At 52.0% G+C, this 18,286-nt stretch carries 16 protein-coding genes; all 16 read left to right on the top strand.

All coding sequences use genetic code 11. The annotated features are described in order from the left end of the window. Position 1 precedes the first annotated feature (1 nt). The 16 genes from rsmH (at position 2) to secM (ending at position 18,279) form a co-directional block, all read left to right on the top strand. A complete protein-coding gene (gene rsmH, locus CPY98_RS16705; RefSeq protein ID WP_025800369.1) occupies positions 2–946 on the top strand; it encodes a 16S rRNA (cytosine(1402)-N(4))-methyltransferase RsmH in 945 nt (314 codons plus the stop codon). Next, on the top strand, positions 943–1,263 hold the full coding sequence (gene ftsL / locus CPY98_RS16700; RefSeq protein WP_004094561.1) for a cell division protein FtsL: 321 nt from the start codon (positions 943–945) through the stop codon (positions 1,261–1,263). The genes rsmH and ftsL overlap by 4 nt, the downstream gene beginning before the upstream one ends. 51 nt (positions 1,264–1,314) lie before the next feature. Continuing rightward, entirely contained in the window at positions 1,315–3,078 is a 1,764-nt protein-coding gene (locus CPY98_RS16695; protein ID WP_043495391.1) for a peptidoglycan glycosyltransferase FtsI, read from the top strand. Then, on the top strand, positions 3,065–4,552 hold the full coding sequence (murE, locus tag CPY98_RS16690) for a UDP-N-acetylmuramoyl-L-alanyl-D-glutamate--2,6-diaminopimelate ligase (RefSeq protein ID WP_096388459.1): 1,488 nt from the start codon (positions 3,065–3,067) through the stop codon (positions 4,550–4,552). Before CPY98_RS16695 ends, murE begins: the two co-directional genes overlap by 14 nt. Next, complete coding sequence (gene murF / locus CPY98_RS16685) at positions 4,549–5,925, top strand: UDP-N-acetylmuramoyl-tripeptide--D-alanyl-D-alanine ligase (RefSeq protein ID WP_043495387.1); 1,377 nt, start codon at positions 4,549–4,551, stop codon at positions 5,923–5,925. The genes murE and murF overlap by 4 nt, the downstream gene beginning before the upstream one ends. Beyond that, entirely contained in the window at positions 5,919–7,001 is a 1,083-nt protein-coding gene (mraY, locus tag CPY98_RS16680) for a phospho-N-acetylmuramoyl-pentapeptide-transferase (RefSeq protein ID WP_025800365.1), read from the top strand. The genes murF and mraY overlap by 7 nt, the downstream gene beginning before the upstream one ends. A 1-nt stretch (position 7,002) precedes the next feature. Continuing rightward, positions 7,003–8,319 (top strand): UDP-N-acetylmuramoyl-L-alanine--D-glutamate ligase, encoded by a 1,317-nt coding sequence (murD, locus tag CPY98_RS16675; protein WP_046448727.1) that lies wholly within the window; start codon positions 7,003–7,005, stop codon positions 8,317–8,319. A gap of 83 nt (positions 8,320–8,402) precedes the next feature. After that, positions 8,403–9,557 (top strand): cell division protein FtsW, encoded by a 1,155-nt coding sequence (ftsW, locus tag CPY98_RS16670; protein ID WP_230676541.1) that lies wholly within the window; start codon positions 8,403–8,405, stop codon positions 9,555–9,557. Continuing rightward, positions 9,554–10,633 carry an undecaprenyldiphospho-muramoylpentapeptide beta-N-acetylglucosaminyltransferase gene (gene murG / locus CPY98_RS16665; protein ID WP_096388458.1) on the top strand — a complete coding sequence of 360 codons (1,080 nt, stop codon included), beginning with the start codon at positions 9,554–9,556 and terminating at the stop codon, positions 10,631–10,633. The genes ftsW and murG overlap by 4 nt, the downstream gene beginning before the upstream one ends. Positions 10,634–10,738: 105 nt before the next feature. Continuing rightward, a complete protein-coding gene (gene murC, locus CPY98_RS16660) occupies positions 10,739–12,196 on the top strand; it encodes a UDP-N-acetylmuramate--L-alanine ligase (protein ID WP_040045448.1) in 1,458 nt (485 codons plus the stop codon). Next, a complete protein-coding gene (locus CPY98_RS16655) occupies positions 12,189–13,109 on the top strand; it encodes a D-alanine--D-alanine ligase (protein ID WP_025800360.1) in 921 nt (306 codons plus the stop codon). Before murC ends, CPY98_RS16655 begins: the two co-directional genes overlap by 8 nt. 1 nt (position 13,110) lies before the next feature. Beyond that, positions 13,111–13,977, top strand: coding sequence for a cell division protein FtsQ (ftsQ, locus tag CPY98_RS16650; RefSeq protein WP_025800359.1), 867 nt, complete (start codon positions 13,111–13,113; stop codon positions 13,975–13,977). Then, a complete protein-coding gene (ftsA, locus tag CPY98_RS16645; protein ID WP_025800358.1) occupies positions 13,974–15,230 on the top strand; it encodes a cell division protein FtsA in 1,257 nt (418 codons plus the stop codon). The genes ftsQ and ftsA overlap by 4 nt, the downstream gene beginning before the upstream one ends. Before the next feature lie 69 nt (positions 15,231–15,299). Further along, on the top strand, positions 15,300–16,460 hold the full coding sequence (ftsZ, locus tag CPY98_RS16640) for a cell division protein FtsZ (protein ID WP_025800357.1): 1,161 nt from the start codon (positions 15,300–15,302) through the stop codon (positions 16,458–16,460). 113 nt (positions 16,461–16,573) lie between these two features. Next, positions 16,574–17,491, top strand: a complete 918-nt coding sequence (gene lpxC, locus CPY98_RS16635; RefSeq protein WP_025800356.1) for a UDP-3-O-acyl-N-acetylglucosamine deacetylase — start codon at positions 16,574–16,576, stop codon at positions 17,489–17,491. A gap of 260 nt (positions 17,492–17,751) precedes the next feature. Continuing rightward, positions 17,752–18,279 carry a secA translation cis-regulator SecM gene (gene secM, locus CPY98_RS16630; RefSeq protein ID WP_025800355.1) on the top strand — a complete coding sequence of 176 codons (528 nt, stop codon included), beginning with the start codon at positions 17,752–17,754 and terminating at the stop codon, positions 18,277–18,279. Positions 18,280–18,286 lie beyond the last annotated feature (7 nt).

The following is an 18,286-nucleotide window of genomic DNA, read 5'->3' as shown; positions in this document are numbered from 1 at the left end:
CATGTCAGAAGAAAATTACCAACACAAGACCGTGTTGCTGGATGAGGCTGTGAACGGCCTTAATCTGCGCAGTAACGGCATTTACATTGATGGCACTTTTGGTCGCGGTGGTCACTCACGTCTTATTTTGTCCCAGCTTGGGCCAGAAGGACGCTTAGTGGCTATCGATCGTGACCCGCAGGCTATTGCCGCCGCAGCAGAAATCACCGATCCACGTTTCTCTATTGTTCATGGCCCGTTTTCCGATATGGCGAGCTATGTACGCGAACTCGGCCTAGAAGGCCAAATCAACGGCGTTCTTCTCGATTTGGGCGTTTCCTCCCCGCAGCTCGATGATGCTGAACGCGGCTTCTCTTTCATGCGAGATGGGCCGTTGGACATGCGTATGGACCCAACGCGTGGTTTATCCGCGGCTGAATGGCTGATGAAAGCGGAAGAAGAAGATATTGCTTGGGTGTTGAAGACCTTTGGCGAAGAGCGCTTTGCCAAGCGTATTGCGCGCGCTATCGTGGAACGTAATCGCCTGGAGCCAATGACCCGCACGCATGAACTGGCTACGCTGATTGCAAATGCCAGCCCATTCCGTGAAAAACACAAGCATCCGGCAACGCGCAGCTTCCAAGCGATTCGTATTTATATCAATAGCGAACTGGAAGAGATCGAGCGCGCGCTCAACGGTGCGCTGGAGATTCTCGCTCCGGAAGGTCGCCTGTCGATTATCAGTTTCCATTCGCTGGAAGACCGTATCGTAAAACAGTTTATTCGTCATCATAGCCGTGGACCACAGGTTCCTGCGGGTATTCCTCTGACAGAGGCGCAGCTGCGCAGTCAGGGCGGACGTAAGCTGAAAGCGTTGGGCAAAATGAAACCGAGCGGTGAGGAAGTTAATGCTAACCCACGTGCTCGTAGCTCGGTGCTGCGCTTTGCGGAAAGGACGACAGAATGATCGGCAATGAGCGCCATACGCTAGTTGCCGTTATCGGCGGAGATATTCTCCGCCACGGTAAACTGCCTCTGATTCTGTTTATCGGTGTTTTGGTATCGGCAGTGCTTGTGGTGACGACCACGCACAAAACACGCTTGCTAACCGCGCAGCGTGAGCAGTTGGTACTCGAACGCGATGCTCTGGATATCGAGTGGCGCAACCTGATTTTGGAAGAGAATGCGTTAGGTGATCACAGCCGTGTCGAGCGTATCGCCACCGAGAAGCTGCAGATGCAGCACGTAGATCCATCTCAAGAAAACATTGTTGTTAAGCAATGATTTAACGATGTTTTCAACAGACCACCTCCGACGTAGGTAAATGTGTAATCAATGAAAGCAGTGCGACCCGGAAAGTTAAAGCGTCAGGAAGATCAGGCCAGCTTTGTCAGCTGGCGTTTTGCGTTGCTCTGTGGGTGCATATTTATTGCCTTGATGGGTTTGTTAGGCCGCGTGGCTTATTTGCAGGTGATTAATCCCGACCGCTTAGTGCGTGAAGGCGATGCACGCTCTTTGCGTACGCAGCCTATTCTGACTTCGCGCGGGATGATTAGCGATCGCGCTGGCCGCCCGTTGGCGGTGAGCGTGCCTGTTAATGCCATCTGGGCCGATCCGAAGGAAGTGAATGAGCGTGGTGGCATCACGTTGGACTCGCGTTGGAAAGCGTTGGCCGATGCATTAGAAATGCCGCTGGATAAAATGGCCGCGCGTATCAATGCCAACCCGAAAGGGCGATTTGTCTACCTCGCTCGTCAGGTGAATCCGGCGATGGCTGATTACATCCATAAGCTGAAGCTGCCGGGTATTTTCCTCAAGCAAGAGTCCCGCCGTTATTATCCTGCAGGGCAAGTAACCGCTCACATCATTGGGGTGACCAACATTGACGGTCAGGGGATTGAAGGCGTTGAAAAGAGCTTTGACCGCTGGCTAACCGGCCAGCCGGGTGAACGTACCGTGCGTAAAGACCGTTTTGGCCGCGTGATTGAAGATATTTCCTCAGTGGATAGCCAAGCCGCACATAACTTGGCGCTTAGCATCGATGAACGCCTACAGGCGCTGGTTTACCGTGAGTTGAATAACGCGGTGGCATTTAACAAAGCGGAATCCGGTACTGCTGTGCTGGTCGATGTGAATACCGGTGAAGTGTTGGCGATGGCCAATAGCCCGTCGTATAACCCAAATAACTTGACCGATACGCCAAAAGAAACCATGCGTAACCGCGCTATTACCGACATCTTCGAACCGGGTTCCACGGTGAAGCCGATGGTGGTGATGACCGCGTTACAGCACAACGTGGTGAAAGAGAATAGCGTACTGAATACGCTCCCTTATTTTGTTAACGGCCACCAGATTAAAGACGTGGCCCGTTACTCAGAACTCTCCATTACGGGGATTCTACAGAAGTCGAGTAACGTCGGTGTGTCAAAGCTGGCGTTAGCGATGCCGTCCTCTGCGCTGGTAGAAACCTACTCGCACTTTGGATTGGGTAAGGCGACCAATTTGGGGCTGGTCGGAGAAAGCAGTGGCATGTACCCAAAAAAACAACGGTGGTCTGACATAGAGAGGGCCACCTTTTCTTTCGGATATGGGCTAATGGTAACGCCGTTACAGCTAGCACGTGTCTATGCAACGATTGGCAGCCTCGGGATTTATCGTCCGCTGTCGATTACTAAAGTCGATCCCCCCGTTCCGGGTGAACGCGTATTCCCTGAGCCTATCGTTCGTACGGTTGTGCACATGATGGAAAGCGTTGCGCTGCCGGGCGGCGGTGGGACGAAAGCAGCAATCAAAGGCTATCGCATCGCGATTAAAACCGGGACCGCGAAAAAAGTCGGTCCAGATGGCCGTTATGTAGACAAATACATTGCTTATACCGCTGGCGTTGCGCCAGCAAGTAATCCTCGATTTGCTCTGGTTGTGGTCATTAACGATCCGCAGGCAGGGAAGTATTACGGTGGTGCGGTATCCGCTCCGATCTTTGGCGCTATCATGGGCGGCGTTCTGCGCACCATGAACGTTGAGCCGGATGCGTTGCCCACGGGTGATAAAAACGAATTAGTGAACAATAAAAAAGAGGGTTCAGGTGGCAGATCGTAATTTGCGCGCGCTTTTGGCTCCTTGGGTAGCAGATGCTCCGGAGCGCGTTTTGCGAGAGATGACATTAGACAGCCGCGTTGCGGCTGCGGGTGATCTGTTTGTGGCGATCGTTGGCCACGCGGCAGATGGTCGCCGTTATATTCCGCAAGCGATAGCGCAAGGCGTTGCTGCAGTCATCGCTGAGGCAGATGGGGAAGCAGAAGATGGCACCGTTCGCGAGAGCCACGGCGTTCCCGTTATCTACCTGAGTCAGTTAAACCAGCGCTTATCCGCGTTGGCAGGACGCTTTTACCATCAGCCGGGTGCTGATTTGCGCTTAATCGGCGTAACAGGAACCAACGGCAAAACGACCATTACCCAATTGTTGGCACAGTGGGGCCAGCTATTAGGCGAAACCAGTGCGGTAATGGGAACGGTCGGCAACGGCCTGTTGGGGCAAGTTCATCCAAGTGAAAACACCACTGGTTCAGCGGTTGATGTGCAGCATTTACTGCGCAGCTTGGTGTCTCAAGGCGCCACGCTGGCTGCGATGGAAGTCTCTTCCCATGGTTTGGTGCAAGACCGCGTTGCCGCTCTGCCGTTTGCCGCATCGGTATTCACCAACCTGAGCCGCGATCATCTGGATTACCATGGTGATATGGCGCATTACGAACAGGCCAAATGGCTGCTGTTCTCCACTCACCACAGCGGTGAAAAAATTATTAACGCTGACGACGAAGTCGGTCAGCGCTGGTTGGCTAAGTCTCCAGATGCCGTTGCCGTAACCATGGAACAGCGCTTGCCAGAAAATTGGTCTGGGCGCTGGGTTTCAGCGACCGACGTTGATTACCACGATGGTGGCGCAAGTATCAGCTTTGACTCTTCATGGGGTAAAGGCTTGCTGGAAAGCCGCTTGATGGGAGCCTTTAACGTCAGCAATTTGCTGGTTGCTGCCGCTACTATGTTAGCTATTGGTTATCCATTAGAAGCACTGTGCAAAAGCTCCGCTCAGCTGCAACCCGTATGTGGCCGCATGGAAGTGTTCGCAGCTCCTGACAAGCCAACCGTTGTTGTTGACTATGCGCACACGCCGGATGCACTAGAGAAAGCGCTTGAAGCAGCGCGTTTGCACTGCAAAGGCCAGCTGTGGTGCGTATTTGGCTGCGGCGGCGATCGCGATAAAGGTAAGCGCCCACTTATGGGTGCGATTGCCGAACAATATGCCGATCGCGTTGTTGTCACGGACGACAACCCGCGTAGTGAAGAGCCTCGTGCCATCATGGCCGATATTCTGAACGGTATGCTTGATGCAGGCCGCGCACAGGCCGTTTCTGGCCGTGCTGAAGCCGTTACCGGAGCCATCATGCAGGCTAAGCCTGATGATGTGATTCTCGTGGCAGGCAAAGGCCATGAAGATTATCAACTGGTCGGCAATCGCCGTTTAGATTATTCAGATCGCGTGACCGTAGCACGTCTGCTGGGGGTGATAGCATGATCCCTGTTTCTTTGCAGGCCATCGCCGAGGCAGTTAACGGTCAGTTGATTGGTGCTGATACACAAATTACTGATGTTGTGACCGATACGCGCAAGTTAACCGACGGCTGCTTATTTATCGCGTTGAAAGGCGAAAAGTTTGATGCTCATGATTTTGCGGCCGATGCTGTGAGTCAGGGCGCTGGTGCTTTACTAGTAAGTAAACACTTACCGATTGATGCTCCGCAGATTGTGGTTGCCGATACGCGTATTGCGCTGGGGTTACTTGGCGCATGGATTCGTCAGCAAATGCCCGCTCGCGTTATCGCGCTTACCGGTTCATCGGGTAAAACGTCGGTGAAAGAGATGAGCGCGGAGATTCTGCGCCAATGTGGCAACGTGCTGTATACCTCCGGCAATTTTAATAATGACATCGGCGTGCCGCTGACGTTATTACGCCTTGAGCCACAGCATGAATATGCGGTGATCGAGCTGGGCGCCAACCACGTGGGCGAAATTGCCTACACGGTAAATTTAGTTAAGCCTGAAAGCGCCTTAGTCAATAATCTGGCGGCGGCGCATTTGGAAGGTTTCGGCTCCTTAGCCGGTGTTGCCAAAGCTAAAGGTGAGATTTTTGATGGTTTGGCCGCAAACGGCACTGCCATTATCAATGCCGATAATAACGACTGGCCGCATTGGCAGGAAAAGATCGCCAACCAGCGTGTATGGCGTTTTTCTCCGCAGGCCGCCGAGTCAGTGGATTTCTTTGCCAGCGATGTCCGCGTGACACATCAAGGCACCGAATTTAATCTGCACACGCCGTTTGGTACTGCGCCGGTGGTTCTGCCTTTGCCGGGCCGCCACAATATCGCGAATGCGCTTGCGGCGGCTGCGCTGACGATGTCGGTAGGTGCAACGCTTGAGAATGTGCGCAACGGGTTAAGCGAACTCAAAGCGGTTCCCGGGCGTTTATTCCCGATCCGTTTGAATTCAGAACAGCTGATTCTCGATGATACCTATAACGCCAACGTGGGCTCTATGACCGCGGCAGCGCAGGTGTTGGGCTCAATGCCTGGCTATCGCGTCATGGTAGTGGGTGATATGGGCGAGTTGGGTGCTGAAGAAGAAGATTGTCATCGTCAGGTGGGCATTGCGGCTCGCGAGGCGGGGATTGATAAAGTGCTGAGCGTTGGGCGTTTAAGCCATCTCATCAGCGAGACCAGTGGTTGTGGTGAACATTTCACGGACAAAACGGCTCTGATTGAGCGCCTAAAAAACCTGTTATGCGAACATGCGGCGATCACCATTTTAGTTAAAGGTTCACGTAGTGCCGCTATGGAGCAGGTAGTACGAGGCTTATCTGTGCAGGAAATGCAGGAGAATCAATCATGTTAGTCTGGCTGGCCGAACACTTGGTCAAATACTATTCCGGCTTCAACGTCTTTTCCTATCTGACGTTCCGCGCCATTGTCAGTTTGTTGACGGCGCTGTTCCTGTCGCTGTGGATTGGGCCGCGAATGATTGCTCGCCTGCAAAAGATGTCTTTCGGTCAAGTTGTTCGTAACGACGGTCCTGAGTCACATTTCAGCAAACGCGGTACGCCAACGATGGGCGGTCTGATGATCCTGACCTCCATCACCATTTCTGTCTTGATGTGGGCATACCCGTCTAACCCTTACGTCTGGTGCGTGCTGTTTGTATTGCTCGGCTACGGCGTTGTTGGTTTTGTTGATGATTATCGCAAAGTGGTACGTAAAAATACCAAGGGCCTGATTGCGCGCTGGAAGTACTTCTGGCAGTCGGTGATCGCGCTGGTAGTTTCTTTTGCCATGTACTCTATCGGTAAAGGGACTCCGGCAACCGAGCTGGTGGTTCCCTTCTTCAAGGATGTCATGCCGCAGCTGGGTCTGCTGTATATCCTGCTGAGCTACTTTGTGATTGTGGGTACTAGTAACGCCGTTAACCTCACCGATGGTTTAGACGGATTGGCTATTATGCCTACCGTTTTCGTAGCGGCAGGGATGGGGCTGGTGGCTTGGGCGACCGGTAACGTGAACTTTGCTGCTTACCTGCATATTCCTTATTTGCGTCACGCAGGTGAACTGGTGATTGTCTGCACGGCCATTGTCGGTGCAGGGCTTGGATTCTTATGGTTTAACACTTATCCGGCTCAGGTCTTTATGGGCGATGTCGGCTCGCTGGCTTTGGGTGGTGCGCTGGGTACGATTGCTGTGCTGCTGCGTCAGGAATTCCTACTGGTAATTATGGGCGGCGTATTTGTGATGGAAACCCTCTCGGTTATTTTGCAGGTGGGCAGCTTCAAACTACGCGGTCAGCGAATTTTCCGTATGGCGCCAATCCATCACCACTATGAACTGAAAGGCTGGCCAGAACCTCGCGTTATCGTGCGCTTCTGGATTATCTCTCTGATGCTGGTGCTGATTGGCCTGGCAACCTTGAAGGTGCGTTAATATGGTGGACTATCAGGGTAAGAAAGTCGTCATCATTGGCCTCGGGCTTACGGGCCTGTCATGCGTTGATTTCTTCTTGGCACGTGGCGTAACGCCGCGTGTTATCGATACCCGTATTTCTCCACCGGGGCTGGATAAGCTGCCGGAAAACGTTGAGCGTCACTTGGGTGATATGAACCAAGAGTGGCTGCTGGATGCCGACCTCATCGTTGCAAGTCCCGGAATTGCACTTGCCTCTCCTGCGCTCAGCGTGGCGGCAGAGGCGGGTGTTGAGATCGTGGGGGATATCGAGCTGTTTTGTCGCGAAGCGCAGGCACCCATTGTGGCCATTACGGGGTCTAACGGTAAAAGTACCGTGACAACGTTAGTGGGCGAAATGGCTAAATCTGCGGGCTGGAACGTTGGCGTGGGCGGCAATATCGGTTTGCCTGCGTTAATGCTGCTTAAGCAAGAGTGCGATCTTTACGTGCTTGAACTCTCTAGCTTCCAGTTAGAAACCACCAATAGCCTGCGAGCGGCTGCGGCCACGATCCTGAATGTTACCGAAGATCACATGGATCGCTACCCGCTTGGATTGCAGCAATATCGCGCTGCCAAGCTGCGCGTGTATGAGAATGCCAAAGTTTGCGTGGTTAACTCCGACGACGCACTCACGATGCCGATTCGCGGTGCAGATTCCCGCTGCGTGAGTTTTGGTGCTGACGTGGGCGATTATCATTTGAATCGCCAGCAGGGTGAGATTTGGCTGCGCGTGCGTGGTGAAAAAGTTCTCAATACGCGTGAAATGAAAGTCACCGGCAAACATAACTTCACTAACGCATTGGCTGCGTTAGCGCTGGCGGATGCTGTTGGTATTCCACGAGCTTCAAGCTTAAAAGCACTAACGACCTTCACCGGTTTGGCACATCGCTTCCAGCTGTCATTGGAACATAACGGCGTGCGTTGGATTAATGATTCCAAAGCTACCAACGTTGGCAGCACTGAAGCTGCGCTCAATGGTTTACACGTTGATGGCACTTTGCATCTGTTGCTCGGCGGCGATGGTAAATCAGCAGACTTCAGCGCATTGGCGCCATACCTGCAGGGCGATAACGTCCGTTTGTACTGCTTTGGTCGCGATGGCGCGCAGCTGGCTGCTTTGCGTCCTGAGATTGCCGAGCAGACAGAGACCATGGAACAAGCGATGCGAATGATTGCTGCCAAAGTGAAAACCGGCGATATGGTTCTGTTATCTCCGGCCTGCGCGAGCCTTGACCAGTTTAAAAACTTTGAACAACGCGGCGACGAATTCAGCCGTTTAGCCAAGGAGCTTGGCTGATGCGTCTGCGACTCCCGCGGTTACCGCGCCCTAAATTCTCGTTGCCACATTTTGGCTTAATCACGCGTTTGCGTGAGTGGGTGATGGGGGCGGGCGAGAGCGATGCTGCGATGGTGGTGCTATACGATCGCACCTTGCTCTGGCTGACCTTTGGTTTGGCGGCAATTGGCTTTGTGATGGTGACATCAGCATCCATGCCAATTGGTCAACGTTTGGCAGACGATCCTTTCCTGTTTGCGAAACGTGATGCGCTGTATCTGGCATTGGCGTTTGGATTGGCGATGGTGACGCTGCGTGTGCCGATGGAAATCTGGCAGCGCTATAGCAACGCATTATTGCTAATGGCCGTTGCTATGCTGCTGATTGTTCTCGTGGTCGGTAGCTCGGTGAACGGTGCTTCGCGTTGGATTGCGTTTGGTCCGCTACGTATTCAGCCCGCAGAGATCTCTAAGCTGGCGCTGTTTTGCTATCTCTCCAGCTATCTGGTGCGCAAAGTTGAAGAGGTTCGCTCTAACTTCTGGGGCTTCTGTAAACCGATGGGCGTGATGGTGGTATTAGCGGTGCTGCTGCTGGCTCAGCCTGACTTAGGTACCGTGGTGGTGTTGTTCGTTACCACGCTCGGTTTGCTGTTCTTGGCGGGTGCCAAAATGTGGCAATTCTTAGCCATTATCGGCTCCGGTATTTTTGCCGTTGTGTTACTGATTATTGCAGAACCGTATCGTATGCGCCGCGTGACGTCGTTCTGGAATCCATGGGCCGATCCTTTCGGCAGTGGTTACCAGCTGACGCAATCGCTGATGGCCTTTGGCCGCGGTGAATTCTGGGGACAGGGCTTGGGTAACTCGGTGCAAAAACTGGAGTATTTACCTGAAGCGCACACCGACTTTATTTTCTCAATTTTAGGCGAGGAACTTGGGTATTTCGGTGTGGTTCTTGCTTTGTTAATGGTATTCTTCGTCGCTTTTCGTGCTATGTCCATCGGACGTCGCGCGTTAGAGGCAGATCAGCGCTTTTCCGGTTTTTTAGCCTGCGCCATCGGTATTTGGTTTAGTTTTCAGGCACTGGTTAACGTTGGGGCTGCCGCAGGGATGTTACCGACGAAAGGTCTGACGTTGCCGCTAATTAGTTACGGTGGTTCCAGCTTGCTGATTATGTCGACCGCATTGGTATTACTGTTACGCATTGATTATGAAACTCGTCTGGAAAAAGCACAGGCGGTAGTAAGGGGTTCCCGATGAGTAGCAACGCTGATCATCAACAGAATAAACGCCTGATGGTAATGGCGGGTGGCACCGGTGGGCATGTGTTCCCTGGTTTAGCCGTTGCGCATTATTTGCAGGCTCAAGGATGGCAGGTGCGTTGGTTAGGCACCGCCGATCGAATGGAAGCCCAGTTGGTTCCACAGCACGGCATAGAAATTGATTTTATTCAGATTTCTGGCCTGCGTGGTAAAGGATTGAAGGCCCAGTTAGGTGCGCCAATCCGCATTTTCCGCGCGGTTCGCCAAGCTAAAGCCATTATGAAAGCCTATAAGCCAGACGCTGTTTTAGGCATGGGCGGATATGTTTCTGGCCCTGGTGGTTTGGCTGCGTGGCTGTGTGGTGTTCCGGTTGTGCTGCATGAACAGAATGGGATTGCCGGTTTAACCAACCGCTGGCTGTCTAAGATTGCTAAGCGCGTATTGCAGGCTTTTCCGGGCGCATTCCCGAATGCGCCCGTGGTGGGTAACCCGGTGCGTGGAGACGTTCTGGCGCTACCGGCCCCACAACAGCGTTTAGCTGGCCGTATGGGGCCGATTCGCGTGCTGGTGGTTGGCGGAAGCCAAGGCGCTCGCATCCTGAACCAAACCATGCCAAAAGTTGCTGAACAACTAGGTAGCAGAATTACGCTGTGGCATCAGGTAGGGAAGGGCGCTTTGCCAACGGTATTAGCCGACTATGAAAAAGTCGGACAGACGCAGCACAAAGTGACCGAGTTTATCGATGACATGGCGGCGGCCTATGACTGGGCAGACGTCGTAGTATGTCGCTCAGGTGCTCTGACGGTGAGCGAAATCGCGGCCGCTGGGCTGCCTGCATTGTTCGTACCGTTCATGCATAAAGATCGCCAACAGTATTGGAATGCGTTGCCGCTAGAAAAAGCAGGCGCTGCAAAAATCATTGAACAACCACAGTTGACCGTGGAGTCAGTGACGGCGACGTTAGCAGGATGGGATCGCCAAACCCTATTAGAAATGGCAGAGAAAGCTCGCGCTGCTGCAATTCCCGATGCGACTGAACGTGTCGCCGCCGTGATTTGTGAAGTTGCGAAATAATTTACCGCTGAGCGGGTCGCTAATTGTTAGCACCGGCCAAAATGACAGAACTGAGAAACAGTGAATAAGAACGTAAATACTCAACAACTCGCGAAACTGCGTACCATGGTGCCTGAGATGCGTCGCGTCCGGCACATTCACTTTGTCGGCATCGGCGGTGCTGGCATGGGCGGTATTGCCGAAGTGTTGGCTAATGAAGGCTATCAAATTAGCGGTTCTGATTTAGCGCCGAACCCCGTTACGCAGCAGTTAACCGAACTGGGTGCGCAGATTTATTTCAACCATCGCCCTGAAAACGTCAAAGACGCGAGCGTGGTTGTGGTGTCGACGGCGATTTCTGCGGATAACCCAGAGATTGTTGCTGCACGTGAAGCCCGTATTCCCGTGATACGCCGTGCTGAAATGCTGGCTGAACTGATGCGTTTTCGTCATGGCATTGCGATTGCGGGCACCCACGGAAAAACAACGACAACGGCAATGGTTTCCAGTATTTATGCGGAAGCCGGTCTGGATCCAACGTTTGTTAACGGTGGTTTGGTGAAAGCCGCAGGCACGCATGCGCGTTTAGGCTCAAGCCGCTATCTGATTGCTGAAGCAGACGAAAGTGATGCCTCTTTCCTCCACTTACAGCCGATGGTTGCCGTGGTCACTAATATCGAAGCCGATCATATGGATACCTATCATGGCGACTTCGAGAATCTAAAGCAGACGTTTATTAATTTTCTGCACAACCTGCCGTTCTATGGCCGCGCGGTGATGTGCATTGATGATCCTGTGGTGCGTGAGTTATTACCGCGCGTAGGACGTCATATCACTACTTACGGTTTTAGCGAAGATGCGGATGTGCGTATCGAGTCCTATCAGCAAAATGGCGCACAGGGCACTTTCTTCATCTGTCGTCAGGATAAGCCTCGTTTAGCGGTAACGTTAAATGCGCCAGGCCGCCACAACGCCCTGAACGCGGCAGCAGCCGTTTCGGTTGCCACCGAAGAGGGGATTGCGGATGAAGACATTCTACGTGCGCTAGAAGGCTTCCAAGGCACCGGACGTCGCTTTGATTTCCTTGGCGAGTACTCGCTGGAGAATGTGAACGGCAAAGAAGGTAAAGCCATGCTGGTAGATGACTATGGTCATCACCCGACGGAAGTGGACGCCACGATTAAAGCGGCTCGTGCGGGATGGCCAGATCGTCGTCTAGTGATGGTATTCCAACCGCATCGTTTCACGCGTACCCGCGACCTGTATGATGATTTTGCGAATGTGCTGTGTCAGGTTGACGTTTTATTGATGCTGGATGTGTACTCCGCCGGTGAAACGCCAATTCCAGGAGCCGATAGCCGCTCTCTGTGCCGCACCATTCGTGGCCGCGGCAAGTTAGATCCGGTACTGGTGTCTGACGCTGCAACATTGCCAGCGACGCTGGCTCAGTTTTTAGAAAATGACGACCTGATTTTGACTCAGGGCGCCGGAAATATTGGCAAAGTGGCGCGGACTTTGGCTGAGCAGAAATTGCAGCCGATTAACGTTGACAGAACAAGTACGGATGAAAAACATCATGGCTGAGAAAGTTGCTGTATTACTGGGTGGTACCTCCGCAGAGCGTGAAGTCTCTTTACAGTCAGGCCAAGCGGTTCTGAATGGTCTGAAAGAGGCGGGGATTGACGCACATCCGGTGGATATAAAAGACTTCCCTGCGACACAATTAAAAGACGCGGGCTTTGATAAAGTCTTTATCGCTCTGCATGGCCGTGGTGGCGAAGATGGCACGTTGCAAGGGGTTCTGGAGTTCCTGCAGCTGCCTTATACCGGCAGCGGCGTAATGGCTTCGGCGCTGACTATGGACAAACTGCGTACCAAGCTGGTTTGGCAAGCGTCTGGCTTACCGGTGTCGCCTTTTGTGGCAATCAGCCGCGACCAGTTTGATGAAGGCTTAACTCAAGAAATGTTGGTTGAGCTGAACGCGCTCGGTTTACCGCTGATCGTTAAGCCCAGCCGTGAAGGTTCAAGCGTCGGTATGAGTAAAGTGAGCGATGCCAGCGAGTTTGACGATGCGCTGGTTGAGGCTTTCCGCCATGACGATGACGTGCTGGTTGAGAAGTGGTTAAGCGGTCCTGAATACACCGTGGCTTTCTTGGGCGAAGAGATTTTACCATCAATTCGTATACAAGCGCCGGGAGTCTTCTATGATTATGAAGCTAAGTACTTGTCGGATAAGACTGAATACTTCTGCCCAAGCGGTTTGAGCGAAGAGCGCGAACGTGAACTAGCCGAGCTGGCACGTAAAGCCTATAAATCGCTGGATTGCAGTGGCTGGGGACGTGTAGACGTTATGATGGATGCCGACGGAGAGTTCTATTTGCTGGAAGTGAATACGGCGCCGGGAATGACCAGCCATAGTCTGGTTCCAATGGCGGCGCGCCAGTATGGGTTGAGCTTCTCTCAGCTAGTTGCCCGCATCTTGGAGCTGGCTAACTGATATGTCGCAGGCAGCCCTGAACACTCGCGACCGTGAACCAACTGGTTCTGGCCAACGCCGTAGTGGTGCAGGTCTGCGTCGCAGTAATGGTATTCGTTTGTTTGGTATGATCTTTTTACTGATCATACTGGGTTCAATAGTGGTTAGTGGTTGGATGGTGGTGAGCTGGATGAAAGATGCCAGCCGAATGCCGCTTTCCAAGCTGGTAGTGACCGGTGAGCGTCATTTCACGAAGAATGACGATATTCGTCAGGCGATTTTGTCGCTGGGTGCGCCGGGCACGTTTATGACGCAAAACGTTGATGTTATCCAGCAACAGATTGAGCGTTTACCGTGGATTAAGCAGGCCAGCGTGCGTAAGCAGTGGCCTAACGAACTCAAGATCCATTTAGTTGAGTACGTTCCGGTCGCGCGTTGGAATGACTTACGTTTGGTCGATGCCGAAGGCAAATCGTTCAGCGTGCCAGCAGAGCGTACAGTGCAGCAGAAAATGCCGTTGCTGTATGGCCCAGAAGGCAGCGAAAATGATGTGCTGGAAGGTTACCACTCGATGAGTCAGGAACTGGCGAAGAATAATTTTAAGCTGAAAATGGTGTCAATGAGTGCACGTCACTCATGGCAGCTAGGTCTGGATAACGACATTCGTCTTGAGCTGGGACGTGATGATCCTTCTGGACGACTGGCGCGGTTTGAGGAACTTTATCCCGCGTTACAGCAGCAAGCGCAGGCAACCAATCAGCGTATTAGCTACGTTGATCTGCGCTATGACACCGGCGCAGCCGTTGGATGGGCTCCAGCGCCGCTTGACCAGCAGACACAGCAAAACGCTAATCAGCAACAGAATCAGGCACAGGTTAAACAACAATGATCAAGTCGACGGACAGAAAACTGGTAGTTGGACTGGAGATCGGAACGGCGAAAGTAGCCGCTCTGGTAGGGGAAGTTCTGCCCGATGGCATGGTCAATATCATCGGTGTGGGCAGTTGCCCATCCCGTGGCATGGATAAGGGCGGTGTTAACGATCTGGAATCCGTCGTTAAATGCGTCCAACGCGCTATTGATCAAGCCGAGCTGATGGCAGATTGCCAAATTTCTTCAGTCTATTTGGCGCTTTCTGGCAAACATATCAGTTGCCAGAACGAAATAGGGATGGTTCCTATTTCCGAAGAAGAAGTGACACTGGAAGATGTAGAGAATGTGGTTCATACCGCGAAGTCTGTTCGTGTGCGTGATGAGCACCGTGTTCTGCATGTTATCCCGCAGGAATATGCCATCGACTATCAAGAAGGCATCAAAAATCCGGTTGGCCTATCTGGCGTGCGTATGCAAGCTAAGGTTCATCTGATTACCTGCCATAATGATATGGCAAAGAATATTGTCAAAGCAGTAGAGCGCTGTGGGCTTAAGGTTGATCAACTGATCTTTGCAGGACTTGCAGCGAGTTATGCTGTATTGACCGAAGATGAGCGTGAACTGGGCGTTTGTGTGGTAGATATCGGCGGTGGCACCATGGATATGGCAGTCTATACCGGTGGAGCACTGCGTCATACCAAGGTTATCCCGTATGCAGGTAACGTGGTAACGAGCGATATCGCCTATGCATTTGGCACACCTCCTACCGACGCCGAAGCGATTAAAGTTCGTTACGGCTGCGCGATGGGGACGTTGGTCAGCAAAGACGAAAGCGTTGAAGTTCCTAGCGTAGGTGGACGTCCGCCACGCAGCTTGCAGCGTCAGACGCTGGCTGAGGTTATCGAGCCTCGTTATACCGAACTGTTAAATCTGGTGAATGATGAAATTCTGCAGTTGCAGGAACAGCTTCGCCAGCAGGGTGTCAAACATCATCTGGCAGCAGGGATCGTGTTGACCGGTGGTGCCGCGCAGATCGACGGATTGGCAGCGTGTGCGCAACAGGTTTTCCATACGCAAGTGCGTATTGGACAGCCTCTGAATATCACTGGCCTGACAGATTATGCGCAGGAACCTTACTACTCAACGGCGATTGGGTTGCTGCATTACGGAAAAGAGTCGCACCTTAGCGGTGAGGCTGAAGTAGAAAAAAGAGCTTCAGTGGGCAATTGGTTCAAGAAAATCAACGGCTGGCTGAGAAAAGAGTTTTAATGTTTAAAAAAAGAGATCATCCTTACGCGTTATGATCTCGAAGCGACAGGCACAAAACGGAGAGAAACTATGTTTGAACCAATGGAATTAACCAATGACGCGGTGATTAAAGTCATCGGCGTCGGCGGCGGCGGTGGCAATGCCGTAGAGCACATGGTGCGTGAGCGTATCGAGGGCGTAGAGTTCTTCGCCGTTAACACGGATGCTCAGGCGTTGCGTAAAACAGCTGTCGGCCAAACCATTCAGATCGGTAGTGGTATCACTAAAGGTTTGGGGGCGGGTGCAAACCCAGAAGTCGGCCGTAACTCTGCAGAAGAAGACCGTGAAGGTCTGCGCGCTGCATTGGAAGGCGCTGACATGGTATTCATCGCGGCCGGTATGGGCGGTGGTACGGGTACGGGTGCTGCGCCAGTTGTGGCTGAAGTAGCCAAAGATTTAGGTATTCTGACTGTTGCCGTGGTGACTAAGCCTTTCAACTTTGAAGGCAAAAAGCGCATGGCGTTTGCAGAGCAGGGTATCGCTGAACTGTCCAAGCACGTGGACTCCCTGATCACTATCCCGAACGATAAGCTGTTGAAAGTTCTGGGTCGTGGTATCTCCCTGTTAGATGCTTTCGGCGCAGCTAACGACGTACTGAAAGGTGCGGTACAGGGTATTGCGGAACTGATTACACGCCCAGGTCTGATGAACGTCGACTTCGCGGACGTGCGTACGGTTATGTCTGAAATGGGTTATGCCATGATGGGTTCAGGTATCGCCTGCGGTGAAGACCGTGCAGAAGAAGCGGCTGAAATGGCTATTTCTTCTCCACTATTGGAAGACATCGATCTTTCTGGTGCGCGCGGCGTGCTGGTTAACATCACCGCGGGCTTCGACCTGCGTTTAGATGAGTTCGAAACCGTTGGTAACACTATTCGTGCATTTGCTTCTGACAATGCAACCGTGGTTATCGGTACATCTCTGGATCCAGAGATGAACGATGAACTGCGCGTGACCGTTGTTGCGACCGGCATCGGCATGGATAAGCGTCCTGAAATTACACTGGTAACAAGCAAACAGGCTCCACAGCCGGTGATTGACCAGCGTTATCAGCAGCACGGCTTGTCTCCGTTACCACAAGAAAACAAACCTGCAGCGGCAAAAGTCGTTAACGACCAAACTGCTCAGGGGAGCAATAAAGAACCAGATTATCTGGATATTCCAGCCTTCTTGCGTAAGCAAGCTGACTAATTTACTCAGATATTTGGCATCTCCGCTCTTTGTGCTAAACTGTCCCGCCGCCCTTAGTATAAAGTTAACTTTGCTAAAGGTGGTTGGATGGATAAACACTGCGAGATAAAACGATGATCAAACAACGGACATTAAAACGTATTATTCAGGCGACTGGTGTCGGTCTTCATACCGGCAAGAAGGTCACGCTGACTATGCGCCCAGCCGCGGCTAACACCGGGGTCATCTATCGTCGCACTGACTTGAATCCACCGGTTGATTTTCCGGCTGATGCAAAATCCGTGCGTGATACCATGCTCTGTACTTGCCTGGTTAATGAGCATGACGTACGTATTTCTACCGTAGAACATTTAAACGCTGCTCTGGCAGGTTTAGGTATCGACAACTTAATTATTGAAGTTGATGCGGCAGAAATTCCTATCATGGATGGCAGCGCCAGTCCTTTCGTTTATCTGCTGTTAGAAGCGGGTATCGAAGAGCTGAACTGTGCGAAGAAATTCCTTCGCCTGAAGCAGACTGTGCGTGTTGAGGATGGCGATAAGTGGGCCGAACTGTCTCCGTATAACGGTTTCAGCTTAGACTTTACTATCGACTTCAATCATCCAGCGATTGATTCCAGCTCACAGCGTTACCGGATGGATTTCTCCGCCGAATCGTTTGTGCGCCAAATTAGCCGTGCGCGTACTTTTGGTTTTATGCGCGATATCGAATATTTACAGTCCCGTGGTTTGTGCCTGGGCGGTAGCTTCGATTGTGCCATCGTTGTGGACGATTACCGCGTTCTTAACGAAGATGGCCTGCGTTTTGAAGACGAATTTGTTCGTCACAAAATGCTGGATGCGATTGGTGACTTGTTCATGTGTGGACATAACATCATTGGTGCATTCACCGCATTCAAATCAGGTCATGCATTGAACAACAAACTGTTACAAGCAGTATTGGCTAAGCAGGAAGCTTGGGAATACGTAACGTTTGAAGATGATGCCGAAATGCCAATCGCATTCCGCGCACCAACAACAGTTTTGGCTTAACGCCTACTGTTTCTGATCACGACTGGCGGAGTTAGTACTCTCTCCGGCTAATGAAGCCAGTCGTTCTAATTTTTACCCCTGCTTAAATCTTCTGTTAGTGCTTTATTCCCTGCTTTAATTCTTCATAATCAAACTACTATGATGTAAACGCATCATTATTATTATTTCTATCGGTTGGTATTGATGAATCCTGATGTGGATTGATGATAATAATGGTAAAATCTGCGGCCTATGTGTAAGTGGAAACACGGAAATCTGATGTGATTGGTATTCTCAATCGTTGGCGACAATTTGGCAGACGCTATTTTTGGCCGCATCTCCTATGGGGGATGGTCGCGGCTACGCTTGGTGTGCCTACTGCATTAGCGAATACCGAACAGACTAAAGTTGCCGACCCTTCCGCGAGCTTGCAGCGTTTAATCAACGCCCACAACACAAATGAATTCGCGTGGCTTCAGGCCAGCAAACGCCGCGGTAGTTTCCAATCCGTGGATTATTGGCATCAGCACGCGCTGCGCACGGCGATTCGGCATTTAAGCTATCGCATGACGCCACAGGCAGCCGCGAGTGAACCCGTCAATGATATTAAGGTTGATGAGCTACATGCTCAGCAACTGGTGTTACTCAGTTCTTTAAGCTCGTTGTTAACGCTACAGCCAGCTATCACGCCTTCTACCCCCGTTTTATTGATGCCTGAGTCGGATACTGCGCCTATCGCGCATACGCCAGCACTTTGGGTTGCTCAGGTTCAGGGCATCCGTGCCGGACCCCAACTGCGCCATATCTAATCGTTTT

This window comes from Hafnia sp. CBA7124, assembly GCF_002355555.1.
GTDB classification, from domain to species: domain Bacteria; phylum Pseudomonadota; class Gammaproteobacteria; order Enterobacterales; family Enterobacteriaceae; genus Hafnia; species Hafnia alvei.
This window is presented reverse-complemented; position numbering and strand designations above follow the sequence as displayed.

What these genes read in the sequence shown, in the direction of transcription:
- CPY98_RS16655 (WP_025800360.1), top strand. Translation starts at nt 12,189, where the DNA reads ATGGCTGAGAAAGTTGCTGTATTACTGGGTGGTACCTCCGCAGAGCGT.
- ftsW (WP_230676541.1), top strand. Translation starts at nt 8,403, where the DNA reads ATGGGGGCGGGCGAGAGCGATGCTGCGATGGTGGTGCTATACGATCGC.
- ftsQ (WP_025800359.1), top strand. Translation starts at nt 13,111, where the DNA reads ATGTCGCAGGCAGCCCTGAACACTCGCGACCGTGAACCAACTGGTTCT.
- CPY98_RS16695 (WP_043495391.1), top strand. Translation starts at nt 1,315, where the DNA reads ATGAAAGCAGTGCGACCCGGAAAGTTAAAGCGTCAGGAAGATCAGGCC.
- murG (WP_096388458.1), top strand. Translation starts at nt 9,554, where the DNA reads ATGAGTAGCAACGCTGATCATCAACAGAATAAACGCCTGATGGTAATG.
- murC (WP_040045448.1), top strand. Translation starts at nt 10,739, where the DNA reads ATGGTGCCTGAGATGCGTCGCGTCCGGCACATTCACTTTGTCGGCATC.
- ftsA (WP_025800358.1), top strand. Translation starts at nt 13,974, where the DNA reads ATGATCAAGTCGACGGACAGAAAACTGGTAGTTGGACTGGAGATCGGA.
- lpxC (WP_025800356.1), top strand. Translation starts at nt 16,574, where the DNA reads ATGATCAAACAACGGACATTAAAACGTATTATTCAGGCGACTGGTGTC.
- mraY (WP_025800365.1), top strand. Translation starts at nt 5,919, where the DNA reads ATGTTAGTCTGGCTGGCCGAACACTTGGTCAAATACTATTCCGGCTTC.
- ftsL (WP_004094561.1), top strand. Translation starts at nt 943, where the DNA reads ATGATCGGCAATGAGCGCCATACGCTAGTTGCCGTTATCGGCGGAGAT.
- ftsZ (WP_025800357.1), top strand. Translation starts at nt 15,300, where the DNA reads ATGTTTGAACCAATGGAATTAACCAATGACGCGGTGATTAAAGTCATC.
- murD (WP_046448727.1), top strand. Translation starts at nt 7,003, where the DNA reads ATGGTGGACTATCAGGGTAAGAAAGTCGTCATCATTGGCCTCGGGCTT.
- rsmH (WP_025800369.1), top strand. Translation starts at nt 2, where the DNA reads ATGTCAGAAGAAAATTACCAACACAAGACCGTGTTGCTGGATGAGGCT.
- murF (WP_043495387.1), top strand. Translation starts at nt 4,549, where the DNA reads ATGATCCCTGTTTCTTTGCAGGCCATCGCCGAGGCAGTTAACGGTCAG.